Raw genomic sequence first — 12,327 nt, 5'->3', positions numbered from 1 at the left:
CCGGCTCTGCCGGCGGCGGAAGGGTTTTCACCGACACCCGCCGGACGGGAACGTATGGACGGGACACCGAACCTGGACCGATTCAGTTCCCGGCGTTCGACGGCCTACGGGACCCGCGGCGTCGTCGCGACCAGCCAGCCGCTCGCCGCCCAAGCGGGCGTCGACGTGCTCCGCGACGGGGGCAACGCCTTCGACGCCGCGGTGGCGACCGCGGCGGCGCTGAACGTCGTCGAACCGATGAGTACGGGCCTGGGCGGGGACGCCTTCGCGATGTACCGGACCGCGGACGGCGACGTGGGCGCGATGCGGGCCTGCGGGGGCGCGCCCGAGGCCGCGACGCTGGAACGGATGCGAGAGGCCGTCGCCGAGCGCGAGGGCGTCGACCCGGCGGCGGCCGAGATGCCCGAGCGCGGCCCCCTCGCCGTCACCGTCCCCGGCGCGCCCCGGGGCTGGGAGGCCACCGTCGAGCGGTTCGGGGACCTCTCGCTGGAACGGGTGCTGGCCGACGCCATCCACTACGCGAGAGAGGGGTTCCCCGTCAGCGAGGTCATCGCGTCGGCGTGGGCGGCCTGCGAGCCGACCCTGCGCAACGACGCCGCCCGCGAGCAGTACCTCGTCGACGGCGAGCGTGCCCCCGAGGTGGGCGAGCGGATGGCCCTGCCCCAGCTGGGCGACACCCTAGCGACGCTGGCCGAGGCGGGGGCCGACCCGTTCTACGAGGGGGCGATCGCCGACGAGATCGTCGCGACGGTGCAGGACGCCGGGGGTCTGCTGGACCACGGCGACCTCGCCGGCTTCGAGGTGGAGTTCCCCGACCCCGTCTCGACGACCTACGACGGGGCGGAGGTGTACGAGCTGCCGCCGAACAACCAGGGCCTCATCGCCCTGGAGGCCCTGAACGTCGCCGAGGCGGTCGGCGTCCCCGACGCCGAGGACGACGTCGAGCGGACCCACCTGCTCGCGGAGGCGACGAAACTGGCCTTCACCGACGGCCACCACTACATCACCGACCCCGAGTACGAGGACGTGCCGCCGCTCGAATCGAAGGAGTGGGCCGCCGAGCGCGCCGAGGAGGTCGGCCCGGAGGCCATCGACGACCCCGAGGTCGGGATGCTCGACTCCGCCGCCGAGGACGCCGACACGGTCCTGCTGACCGTCGCCGACGGCGAGGGCAACGTCGTCTCGTTCATCAACTCCCTGTTTATGGGCTTCGGGAGCGGCCTCGCGGCCGGCTCGACCGGCCTCACGCTCCAGAACCGCGGGGCTTCGTTCGAACTCGACGCCGCCCACCCCAACCGCGTCGAACCCGGCAAGCGCCCCTTCCACACGCTCATCCCCGGCCTGGCCCGCTTCGGCGAGGACGACTGGGCGGCCTTCGGCGTGATGGGTGGCTACATGCAACCGCAGGGCCACGTCCAGGTGCTCTCGCACCTGCTGGACCGGGACCTGCCGCTGCAGGCGGCGCTGGACGAACCGCGGTGGCGCTACCGCGAGGACGGGACGCTGGCCGTCGAGGCTCGCTTCGACGCCGACGTCACCTCGAAGCTGGTCCGGCGGGGCCACGACGTGGGCGTGGACCTGCCCCCGCGGTTCGGCGGTGCACAGATCGCCCGGTGGACGGATGGGACGCTGTCGGGCGCGACCGAACCCCGGAAGGACGGGACCGCCGACGTCTTCTGAGCGCTCACTCTACGAGCCGCTCGATCTCGGTCACCAGCACGTCCGACGCGCCGACGCCCTTGAGATCGTTGATCGTCTCGAAGACCTCGCTCTCCTCGACGACCGCGTGGACGGCCACGTCGTCGGCACCGGCGATGTCCATCACGGTCGGCCCGCCCATCCCCGGGAGGACGTCCTTCACGTCGTCCAAGGCGTCCTCGGGGACGTTCATCATCAGGTAGCGCTTGTCGTCCGCCGACAGGACCGATCCCAGCGCCGTGTCGATCTGGTCGACCTTCTCGTCGTCGGCGGTGTCCGCGCGGGCGAACAGGTGGACGGAGCTCTGGAGGACCTCGGCGACGACCTCGAGGCGGTTCATCCGCAGGGTCGTCCCGGTCGAGGTGATGTCGACGATGCCGTCCGCGATGTCCACGTGGGGCGTCAGTTCCGTCGCGCCGGAGACCTCCGTGATGTCGACGTCGACCCCCTGCTCGTCGAAGAACCGCCGGGTGACGTTCGGGAACTCCGTGGCGACCCGGCCCCCGTCGAAGGCCGCGACGGACTCGACGCCGTCGGCCTCGGGGGCGGCCAGTACCAGCCGACAGCGGCCGAAGTCCAGATCCCGCAGATCCACGAGGTCGACCCCGGCCTCCCGGACCTGGTCGAGGCCGGTGATCCCGACGTCGGCCGCGCCGTCGGCGACGTACTCCGGGATGTCGGCGGCGCGGGCGTAGAGGACGGTCACGTCGGGGTCGACCGTCTGGGCGTACAGCTGGCGGTCGGCCCCGTCGACGAGGTGGAGGCCGGCCCGTTCGAGGAGTTCGACGCTCGGGTCGTGCAGGCGGCCCTTGTTGGGGACGGCGATGCGCATACGCCCCCTGACAGCGGCCCGAATAATGGCTTTTCGCCTCGCCCGCTACAGCGCGTCGACGACGTTCAGGTAGCCCGCCCCGTAGTAGGACTTGTCGTACCCGTCCGGGACCTCGGCGACCCGTCGCAGCCGCGACGCCACCTGATTGGCGTTCAGATCGGGGTACTCACTCCTGAGCAGTGCGACCGCGCCCGCGACCTGCGGGGCCGCCATCGAGGTGCCCGCGAGCCACGAGTAGGTGTACTCGACGTCATCGATACCGGTTACGTCCCCGTCCTCGTCGGTCTCGTAGATCGGCTCTGCGATGGTGTTGAACACGAGGTCGAGATAGTACGGGACACCACTCCCGATCGCGCCGAGGTGGGCGTCACCGCCCGGTGCAGCGAGGTCGACCGCGTTCGTCCCGTAGTTGGTGTAGAACGCCGGGCTCTGTGGTGGCGACTCGTCGGCGGCGTCCCATCCGAACCCGATTGGGCCGGTCGCGGCGACGCTGAACCCCTGTGCGCCCTCGTTCGGGAGGCTGACGACGTTCCCGTCGTGCTGGAGATCGGCACCGTCGTTGCCGGCGGCGGCGACCAGCAGCGTCCCCCGGCTGTTCGCGTACGTCATCACGCTGTTGAGCACCTTCCCGTAGAAGCTCCCGAACCCCCGTCGCGGGACCGGGTATGCCCCGAGCGAGAGGTTCGCCGCGTCGGCCCCGATCGCAGCGCTGTAGACGACCGCCGCGAGGATGTCCCCGAACGACGCCGACGACGCCGGCGAGAAGACACGGCAGTCGACCAGCTCCGTCGCGGGCGCGGTGCCGATCACGCCGCCCCCGTCGTCGCTGGCACCGACGATACCGGCGACGTGAGTGCCGTGGTACCCGCCTGCGGGTGTGGCGGCCCCGAACCCGTCGCCGGTGAAGTTCCGGGACAGCTCCTCGTTGACCGTCAGGTCGGGGTGGCCCGCGGCCACGCCCGTGTCGATGACCGTGACCCTCGACCCCTCGCCCTCCGTGACTCGGTGGGCGTCGGCGACGTCGAGATCCTGCTTGTCCCACTGCAGGCCGTACCCGGGCTCGTCACCCACCGACGTCTCCTCGACGGTCGGGGCGGCGTCACTCGGGGCCGGCAGGTCTACGTCCACCTCCACGTCCGGCGCGTACGCCTCGACCGCCGCCGACTCCGCGACTGCCGACTCCGACCCGCGTACCACCGCCACGTCGACCCCGGGCATCTCGTGGACGACCTCGACCGCCGACGGCGTCCGCCTCTCCCGTGTCCGCACGATGAACCGCTCCGTCCGCGTCGCCGCCGTGACCGTCGATCCGACCGCGATACCACCGAGGACGGTACCCGTCGTCGTGAGGAACGTCCGCCTAGTGTGCTGAGACATAGCACGATCCGACGGGAGCGCACGGAACTAATATCTTTATGAAAAATAATTGGATACCGAGTCGTCGGCCGTGACTTGCGGTCGCTCCCGAGTCGGACCACGGCATAGACGGGGCCACGGGAACCATCGCTGCACGACGCCCGGTGTTGACGCGCCAGTCGCCCCCGCCGACCACACAGTTTTCCCTCCACCCGTGGAATGCCGGACTGTGCCAAACATCGCAGACACGTACATCGAGAACCGCGAGCGCGTCCAACCGACCCACGCCAACAACTACGAGACCGCCCACGGCGGCATCGTGATGAAGTGGATGGACGAGGTCGGCGCGATGTCGGCGATGCGAGCCGCACAGGAGGCCTGCGTCACGGCCCAGATGTCCCGCGTGGACTTCGAGCGCCCCATCCCCATCGGCGACACCGCTCTCGTCGAGTCGTACGCCTACGCCACCGGCCGAACCAGCGTGCGCGTCCACATCGAAGTGGCCCGCGAGGATCCGAAAACCGGCCAGACCGAACAGACCACCAGCGCCTTCGCCACCTTCGTCGCGGTCGACGACGGCAAACCCACGCCGGTCCCCGAACTCGAAGTGGAGGGGGACCGGTGTCGGGAACTCCGTGACCGTGCACTCGCTCAGGAACCCGACCGAGAGTGACGACAGAGAGAGCCAAGGGCCGGATTTGAACCGGCGGTAGGCGGCTCTGCAGGCCGCTGCGTTAGGCCGGACTCTGCCACCTTGGCGCACCTCTCACTATCCGCGTGGACCGCTTAAGGCTAGCGGATTCGCCCAGCCTCGGCTGCGCGGTACCCCCACCGGCGATCACGTGAAGGGGCCGGTGATGCCTCTCCGCGCAAGATATGTAAATAGCCCGCGGGGGTCGCTCCCCTGCGGGCTGTGGTGAGTATGAGTGGTGGCGGCGAACCGGCGGTCCCAGAGGCTCGCGCACTCCAGTACTTGCCGGAACGCTGGCGGGCTTATCTTCCGTGTTCGGGATGGGTACGGGAGGCAACCCCGCCGCTGTGGCCGCCTAACGCCGAGTCACGGAGTCGAACCGTGATACACCGATCTCGGTGGTCGTTCGAACCGTCCGTACGTGCGATCCAGATTGCGCCTGGACTCGTGCAGTCCGACGAGGTTCGTCGGTGAAGATGACGAGTCACAGTGCGTATGATTGTGGCTTCGAGCGGTTAGTGCTCGCGGGCTCAACGTCTCGTTACCTCGACGCGTACACCCCGAGTCTATCGACCTCCTCTTGTAGGAGGGCTCTCGGCGGTATCTCTTTTCCAGGTGGGTTTCGAGCTTAGATGCGTTCAGCTCTTACCCCGTGTCGCGTGGCTGCCCGGCGGTGCTCTCTCGAACAACCGGTACACCAGTGGCGACCAATCGTAGTTCCTCTCGTACTATACGATTGTTCCCGTCAGATACCATGACACACCCAGTAGATAGCAGCCGACCTGTCTCACGACGGTCTAAACCCAGCTCACGACCTCCTTTAATAGGCGAACAACCTCACCCTTGCCCGCTTCTGCACGGGCAGGATGGAGGGGAACCGACATCGAGGTAGCAAGCCACGCGGTCGATATGTGCTCTTGCGCGTGACGACTCTGTTATCCCTAGGGTAGCTTTTCTGTCATCAATTGCCCGCATCAAGCAGGCCAATTGGTTCGCTAGACCACGCTTTCGCGTCAGCGTTCCTCGTTGGGAAGAACACTGTCAAATCGTCTTTTGCTCTTGCACTCTTCGCCGGGTCTCTGTCCCGGCTGAGACGATCTTGGGGCGCGCTCGATATCTTTTCGAGCGCGTACCGCCCCAGTCAAACTGCCCGGCTATCGGTGTCCTCCTCCCGGAGTGAGGGTCGCAGTCACCGACGGGTAGTATTTCACTGATGCCTCGGTGGCCCGCTAGCGCGGGTACCTGTGTAATGGCTCCTACCTATGCTGCACATCGGCGACCACGTCCCAGCGACAGCCTGCAGTAAAGCTCCATAGGGTCTTCGCTTCCCCCTGGGTGTCTCCAGACTCCGCACTGGAATGTACAGTTCACCGGGCCCAACGTTGGGACAGTGAGGCTCTGGTTAATCCATTCATGCAAGCCGCTACTGATGCGGCAAGGTACTACGCTACCTTAAGAGGGTCATAGTTACCCCCGCCGTTGACGGGTCCTTCGTCCTCTTGTACGAGGTGTTCAGATACCCGCACTGGGCAGGATTCAGTGACTGTACGAGTCCTTGCGGATTTGCAGTCACCTATGTTGTTACTAGACAGTCCGAGCCTCCGAGTCACTGCGACCTGCTCCGTTCCGGAGCAGGCATCCCTTATTGCGAACGTACGGGACTAACTTGCCGAATTCCCTAACGTCGGTTGCTCCCGACAGGCCTTGGCTTTCGCCGCCATGGACACCTGTGTCGGTTCTCGGTACGGACACCACACTCGCCTTTTCACGGGCCCCAGGTTGAATCACGTTGCCCTGTCTCGCCGTTCGTCCGCTTCTTGCCGTTACGGCTTCCACGGAGTTGGACGATTCGACCGGGCGATGGCCCGGCGTGATCGACCCCGAGGCGTCAGCTTTCACTGTGTGGTGGTGCTGGAATATTAACCAGCTTCCCAGTTCGTCTCAGTCGAGTTACGGTGAGACTTAGGACCGACTAACCCTCAGCTGATCAGCAGTGCTGAGGAACCCTTGTCCAGTAGGCCGTCGGGGTTTTCACCCGACTATCGCTGCTACTATGACCAGGATTTTCGTCACTGATCGGTCCACGCGAGCTCTCGCCCGGGCTTCCATCCAATCAGAGCGCCAATCTACTCGGTTGCCGTGTTACGGGCACGGAAAGGTCTCGGTGGTGGATTTGAGTCCCGATCATTTTGGGCGCCTCAAACCTCGGCCGGTAAGCTGTTACGCTTTTCTTAGAGGGTAGCTGCTTCTAAGCTCACCTCCCGGCTGTCTAGGGCTCGAGACCACCTTCAGAGGATTACACTTAATCCACACTTGGGGACCTTAACCTTTCTCTGGGTTGTTCCCCTCCTGGTGCACAGGCTTACCCCGCGCACCGGAATCCCTCCGTCGACGGCGTGTGCAGGTTTGGAGTTCGACAAGCGTGCCGACTCCTCTCGGAGGCGGTCACGCTAATCGGTGGCTCTACCCCGCACACTACCTCGGGAGAGGTCATGCTTCGACATGTTTCGATTGGAACCAGCTGTTGCCGGACTCGATGGGCCTTTCACCCCTACTCCAAGGTCACGCGAGGGTATTGTAGGACACCAACGCTAACAGGCTTCCACGTGCCTTTCGGCACGCTTCACCTTGCCCAGGAGTAGATCGTCCGGATTCGGGTCGTGTCCGAATGGCTCCCCGCGCTTGAACACGGCGGCCCTCGTAATACTGCGGCCATGTCGGTTTCCCTGTGCCTTCCCCGATGCTCGGGTTAGACTCGCCATACAGACACACTCCCTGGCTCGTTTTTCAAAACGTACGACGGAACACCGGCTTCCTGTCCGTCTTACTGCAGCCTCGCGGCTGTGTCATTCTGGACAGGACCTTTCGTGCCCCGTCGCTCGATCGCCAACTGAGTTCAGGCTCTATTTCGCCTCCCGTCTGAGGGTACTTTGCAGCGTTCGCTCACGCTACTTGTTCACTATCGGTCTCGAGGAGTATTTAGCCTTGGCAGTCGATGCCTGCCACGTTCGCGAGGGATATCCAACCCCCGCTACTCTGGAGCCGACGCACGCTGTAGTGGTCTCGAATACGGGGTTGTCACCCTGTGTCACGCCCTGTTCCAAGGGACTTCTTCGAGACGGTCAAGCGATGAGTGTCGGTCCGTACACCACATTGGTCGTGGGACCTTCGGTTTGGGCTGTGTCGCGTTCACTCGCGGTTACTGACGACATCACGTTGCGTTTTCTGTTCCGCCCGATACTGAGATGTTTCAGTTCTCGGGGTTGCTCATTGCGCGGAGCAATTGCGATGGGGATTCCCATTCGGAGATCCTGAGTTCTTCGCCTCCGTGCGGCTCCCTCAGGCTTATCGCAGCTTGGCACGTCCTTCTTCAGCTCTCGAGCCGAGCCATCCACCAGCTGGCATAGTAGCCAACGTCGTTGTGACTCGTTTGAACTGCACGAGTCCAGTGGACGCCTGGATCGCACGTACACACGGTTTCATCTGCGCACCCGAAGGTGGGTGACGGTGTGCGCATCGACCCTTCCCATCCTCGCTTTCACGCGGGATGGTGCACCGGTCTTCGTACCATATCCCATCGCCGTCCCACACTTAAGGGGCACGGTTCGGGGCTGGCACGTGACATGGACCCACTGGGATTTGAACCCAGGGCCTCCGCCTTGCAAAGGCGGCGCTCTGCCGCTGAGCTATGGGCCCGGCAGATCCGCAGGTGTTAGCCCTGATAGTTCATAGGTGCCCGGACGACGGGTGTCCGCGAACGCCACGAAAGGTGGGCTGGGGCGAGGCCCCAGTCCCGGTCAGTAGGAGGTGATCCAGCCGCAGATTCCCCTACGGCTACCTTGTTACGACTTAAGCCCCCTTGCGAAGCCCAGATTCGACCTGGGTATCAGGCCTCATCCGGACCTCACTCGGGTGCTTTGACGGGCGGTGTGTGCAAGGAGCAGGGACGTATTCACCGCGCGCTTCTGACACGCGATTACTACCGAATCCAGCTTCATGCGGGCGGGTTTCAGCCCGCAATCCGAACTACGACCGGGTTTAGGGGATTAGCATCACCTCTCGGTGTCGCGTCCCACTGTCCCGGCCATTGTAGCCCGCGTGTTGCCCGGCACATTCGGGGCATACTGACCTACCGTTGCCCGTTCCTTCCTCCGCTTTAGCAGCGGCAGTCCTCCTAGTGTACCCAACCACCACGAGGGTGTTGCTGGCAACTAGAAGTGCGGGTCTCGCTCGTTGCCTGACTTAACAGGACGCCTCACGGTACGAGCTGACGGCGGCCATGCACCTCCTCTCAGCAGCTCGAGTAAGGTCGTCAACCTGACCGTCGTTACTGCTGTCGGTGCCGGTGAGATGTCCGGCGTTGAGTCCAATTAAACCGCAGGCTCCTCCGGTTGTAGTGCTCCCCCGCCAATTCCTTTAAGTTTCATCCTTGCGGACGTACTTCCCAGGCGGCTCGCTTCTCGGCTTCCCTAGGGCACAGCGCAGGCTCGTAGCCTGCGGCACACCTAGCGAGCATTGTTTACGGCTAGGACTACCCGGGTATCTAATCCGGTTCGAGACCCTAGCTTTCGTCCCTCACCGTCGGGTCCGTCTTCCTGAGGCGCTTTCGCCACCGGCGGTCCGTCCAGGATTACGGGATTTCACTCCTACCCCGGACGTACCCCTCAGGTCTTCCGGCCCCAAGCCGAACAGTTTCCGCTGGACGCCGACGCGTTGAGCGCGTCGATTTCCCAACGGACTTGTCCGGCCGGCTACGGACGCTTTAGGCCCAATAAGATCGGCCATCACTCGTGCTGCCGGTATTACCGCGGCGGCTGGCACCGGTCTTGCCCAGCACTTGTTCCTGTACCACCTTACGGTACAGAAAAGCGAGGACTATATGCCCTCGCACTCGGAGTCCCCCTATCGCACTGTCGTGCAGTGTAAAGGTTTCGCGCCTGCTGCGCCCCGTAGGGCCCGGAATCTTGTCTCAGATTCCGTCTCCGGGCTCTTGCTCTCACAACCCGTACCGATTATCGGCATGGTGGGCCGTTACCCCACCATCTACCTAATCGGCCGCAGCCACATCCTATGGCGCCGGAGCGTTTCCAGCTCTCGACACTCCAGTCTGAGAGCTGTATCAGGGATTAGCCTCAGTTTCCCGAGGTTGTCCCTGTCCATAGGGCAGTTTGGCCACGTGTTACTGAGCTATCTGCCACGGGTCTAACCCGTGCGACTAGCATGGCTAAATCGGACTCCGATAGCAATGGCCTCCGGCAGGATCAACCGGAATGGTCCTGGCGTGATGCCAGGGGGTTAGGCGGGAACACACCCACGAGGGGTGTGATCGCTATCGAAGGGCGTTCGAGGACACCCGTCGACCGGGTGTCACCGAACTATCAGGGCTAACATCAGATCCCATCTGTACGGCGGACCGCAGGGGTGGAATCCTCATTTACTCCGGACCTGTATGTTTTCCCGAAGCCGTCTTGAAGGCTTCGGTTTCCGTTGGCGAGTCGCCCCGCCGTCGTCGTCCGTTCGGCCGGGCGCTGACGCCCCGACCGAGCCGCGTTCACATCACGTCCGAACGCCCTGTTACACTTAAGGGCATCGGACCGAGTCCGCGTCGAATCGCACGACGCGAACCAGCTCTGTGTCGTGACCGAACGCCCGTTCACGGATAAGGGCGTCGGTCGCGTCGTCGGCTCGGCCGGGGACGCCGCCCCGCGCCGCGTTCGCATCACAGCCGATGGGAGTCCCACACTTAACCTCGTCGGACCGGAGCCGCCCCGTCAGGTGATTACACGGGTGAGAGAGACCAGCACGACCGGGGCCGGACATCCGCCGCTGGTGTCGGCGCGTACGCGAGCGAAGCCACTTACGGTCGAGCGTCGCCGAAAAATCCCGTGCTCGCCGCCGAGTCAGATCTCGTCGAGATGTTCGACGCCCTGCTTGGAGACGTTCCCCTTGGTGATGTCGCCGGGCATCCAGTCGGGTTTGTCGTCGGGAGCCTCCTCGACCCACGCCCACGCCTCGTAGATGTGGACCTTGTGGGTCCCCTTCTCCCGGAGACGGATCTCCTGTCGGTCGGCGTCGTCTTCGCTGTCGGCCGGCTCCAGCCGCCGGGCCGCCTTCAGTGCGGCCTGTCGTGGAGTCCCGCCCGAGAAGACGCTCGATTCGTCGTCATCCTCACGGAGCGCGAAGTTGCGCTTGTCGCTGTCGCGTGCCATAGTTCTCACCGCTCCATGTCAAGTCAGCACATGGTGGGACATAAATATACCCCCAAATCCGGCTCCCGTCACCGGGTGTCTTTATAAGCAGCGCGCGGAACGGCTCGGTATCGGGCCGTCAGTCGGGGCGTGACGCCCGCTGGAACGCTGGCGCGCGCCCGATCCCGCGCCGTCGCGGGGTCGCCAGCACGGTAGACTTAAGTATATCCTACGGCGATGCATCGAATAGGATAGCGCGATGGTGCGAAAGAAGAAGCTCAGCCCGAGTGGCGCGAAAGACGAAGACGGCGAGTATCACAACGTCCACGTCAACATCCACGAAGACGAACTGGCCGTCGCCGGGATGGAGATCGGCGACGAGGTGTTCGTCCGGGTCAGGGACAACAAGATCATCATCCAGAAGGCCGACCCCGAAGAGGTCGAACACGACTTCTGACGTGCCCTCACGGCGGAGACGCGGCCGACACGAATGAGACTCTACGACATCACGAAGCCGCTCCTGTTCTCGCTACCGGCGGAGACCGCCCACGGCGGCGTCCACGCGCTGCTCCGGGCGGTCGACGGCACGGCGATCGCCGACGCGATGGCGCGCCGATACACCGTCGCGGACGACCGGCTGGCCGTCGACGCGTTCGGGCACACCTTCGACAATCCCGTCGGCGTCGCCGCCGGGTTCGACAAGAACGCGACCGTCCCGTCCGCGCTGGCCGCGCTCGGCTTCGGTTTCGCCGAGGTCGGCGGCGTCACCGCCGAGCCACAGACGGGCAACGCGCGGCCGCGGATGTTCCGCCTGCGCGAGGACGAGGGGATCGTCAACCGGATGGGACTGAACAACGACGGCGCGGCGGTCGTCGGCGAGCGGCTCGCGGCCGCCGACCCGCCGTTCCCCGTCGGCGTCAACATCGCAAAGACCGAACACGTCGACACGGCCGGCGCGCCGGCGGACTACCGCGAGACCTACGAGCGGGTCGCCGCCGGCGGCGACTTCTTCGTCGTGAACGTCTCCTGCCCCAACTCGGAGGGGTTCGAGGAGCTCCAGAACCGCGACGCGATGGCGGCCATCCTCGGTGAACTGCAGGACGCCGGTGCAGCCCCGCTGCTCGTCAAGCTCTCGCCGGACCTCCCGGCTCCCGCCGTCGAGGACGCGCTGGACCTCGTGACCGAACTCGGGCTCGACGGCGTCGTCGCGACGAACACGACCACCGACCGCCCCGAGGGGCTGCGCTCGCCCAACGCCAGCGAACGGGGCGGGCTCTCGGGCAAGCCCATCGAGCGCCGGGCGACGGAGATGGTCCGGTTCGTCGCCGAGCGCGTCGACGTCCCCGTGGTCGGTGTCGGTGGCGTCTTCACCGCGGAGGACGCCTACCGGAAGATCCGCGCCGGCGCGTCGCTCGTCCAGCTGTACACCGGGCTGGTCTACCGCGGGCCGGGCATCGCCCGGGAGATCAACGAGGGGTTGCTCGACCTGCTGGAGCGGGACGGGTTCGACGGCGTCGCGGACGCGGTCGGCGCGGACCTGTGACCGGCCAATCTTGAAGCCC

General features: G+C 65.2%; 7 protein-coding genes, 2 tRNA genes and 3 rRNA genes. 4 read left to right on the top strand and 8 right to left on the bottom strand.

Annotation, left to right across the window (positions count from 1 at the left end):
- Window positions 1-54 precede the first annotated feature (54 nt).
- A complete protein-coding gene (locus P0592_RS07825; protein ID WP_276273714.1) occupies window positions 55-1,680 on the top strand; it encodes a gamma-glutamyltransferase family protein in 1,626 nt (541 codons plus the stop codon).
- 4 nt (window positions 1,681-1,684) lie between these two features.
- Here P0592_RS07825 and hisG read toward each other — a convergent pair whose 3' ends face one another.
- Together hisG and P0592_RS07815 are read right to left on the bottom strand one after the other, a co-directional pair.
- Complete coding sequence (gene hisG / locus P0592_RS07820; protein ID WP_276273713.1) at window positions 1,685-2,530, bottom strand: ATP phosphoribosyltransferase; 846 nt, start codon at window positions 2,528-2,530, stop codon at window positions 1,685-1,687.
- 45 nt (window positions 2,531-2,575) lie between these two features.
- The gene (locus tag P0592_RS07815; RefSeq protein ID WP_276273712.1) at window positions 2,576-3,907 is read right to left on the bottom strand and encodes a S8 family peptidase; all 1,332 of its coding nucleotides are present in this window, start codon (window positions 3,905-3,907) and stop codon (window positions 2,576-2,578) included.
- A 208-nt stretch (window positions 3,908-4,115) separates the two neighbouring features.
- On the opposite strand from P0592_RS07815, the gene P0592_RS07810 reads away from it, so the two are divergent.
- Window positions 4,116-4,559 (top strand): acyl-CoA thioesterase, encoded by a 444-nt coding sequence (locus P0592_RS07810; protein WP_276273711.1) that lies wholly within the window; start codon window positions 4,116-4,118, stop codon window positions 4,557-4,559.
- 10 nt (window positions 4,560-4,569) lie between these two features.
- Here the strand turns inward: P0592_RS07810 and P0592_RS07805 are convergent.
- From P0592_RS07805 to P0592_RS07780, 6 genes are all read right to left on the bottom strand, one after another.
- Window positions 4,570-4,645, bottom strand: a tRNA-Cys gene (locus P0592_RS07805).
- A 168-nt stretch (window positions 4,646-4,813) separates the two neighbouring features.
- Window positions 4,814-4,936 (bottom strand): 5S ribosomal RNA (gene rrf / locus P0592_RS07800).
- Window positions 4,937-5,073: 137 nt separating this feature from the next.
- Window positions 5,074-7,996: ribosomal RNA gene (locus P0592_RS07795) — 23S ribosomal RNA — on the bottom strand.
- A 205-nt stretch (window positions 7,997-8,201) separates the two neighbouring features.
- A tRNA-Ala gene (locus tag P0592_RS07790) sits at window positions 8,202-8,273 on the bottom strand.
- Between the two features lie 106 nt (window positions 8,274-8,379).
- Window positions 8,380-9,849: ribosomal RNA gene (locus tag P0592_RS07785) — 16S ribosomal RNA — on the bottom strand.
- Together the 16S, 23S and 5S rRNA genes with 2 tRNA genes alongside form the textbook arrangement of a ribosomal RNA operon.
- A 628-nt stretch (window positions 9,850-10,477) precedes the next feature.
- Window positions 10,478-10,786, bottom strand: a complete 309-nt coding sequence (locus P0592_RS07780; protein ID WP_276273710.1) for a non-histone chromosomal MC1 family protein — start codon at window positions 10,784-10,786, stop codon at window positions 10,478-10,480.
- A 238-nt stretch (window positions 10,787-11,024) separates the two neighbouring features.
- Here P0592_RS07780 and P0592_RS07775 point away from each other — a divergent pair, with 238 nt between their 5' ends.
- Both P0592_RS07775 and P0592_RS07770 read left to right on the top strand, forming a co-directional pair.
- The gene (locus tag P0592_RS07775) at window positions 11,025-11,222 is read left to right on the top strand and encodes a hypothetical protein (protein ID WP_276273709.1); all 198 of its coding nucleotides are present in this window, start codon (window positions 11,025-11,027) and stop codon (window positions 11,220-11,222) included.
- Between the two features lie 33 nt (window positions 11,223-11,255).
- A complete protein-coding gene (locus P0592_RS07770) occupies window positions 11,256-12,308 on the top strand; it encodes a quinone-dependent dihydroorotate dehydrogenase (protein ID WP_276273708.1) in 1,053 nt (350 codons plus the stop codon).
- Window positions 12,309-12,327: the final 19 nt, after the last annotated feature.

Origin of the sequence: Haloarcula litorea (assembly GCF_029338195.1) — an archaeon.
Taxonomy (GTDB): Archaea; Halobacteriota; Halobacteria; order Halobacteriales; family Haloarculaceae; genus Haloarcula; species Haloarcula litorea.
The sequence above is the reverse complement of the archived record's forward strand: the minus strand, read 5'-3'. Positions and strand labels throughout refer to the sequence as shown.

Excerpts from the sequence above, each read along its gene's own strand:
- P0592_RS07825 (WP_276273714.1), top strand. The coding sequence starts at position 55 with ATGGACGGGACACCGAACCTGGACCGATTCAGTTCCCGGCGTTCGACG.
- hisG (WP_276273713.1), bottom strand. The coding sequence starts at position 2,530 with ATGCGCATCGCCGTCCCCAACAAGGGCCGCCTGCACGACCCGAGCGTC.
- P0592_RS07815 (WP_276273712.1), bottom strand. The coding sequence starts at position 3,907 with ATGTCTCAGCACACTAGGCGGACGTTCCTCACGACGACGGGTACCGTC.
- P0592_RS07780 (WP_276273710.1), bottom strand. The coding sequence starts at position 10,786 with ATGGCACGCGACAGCGACAAGCGCAACTTCGCGCTCCGTGAGGATGAC.
- P0592_RS07775 (WP_276273709.1), top strand. The coding sequence starts at position 11,025 with ATGGTGCGAAAGAAGAAGCTCAGCCCGAGTGGCGCGAAAGACGAAGAC.
- P0592_RS07770 (WP_276273708.1), top strand. The coding sequence starts at position 11,256 with ATGAGACTCTACGACATCACGAAGCCGCTCCTGTTCTCGCTACCGGCG.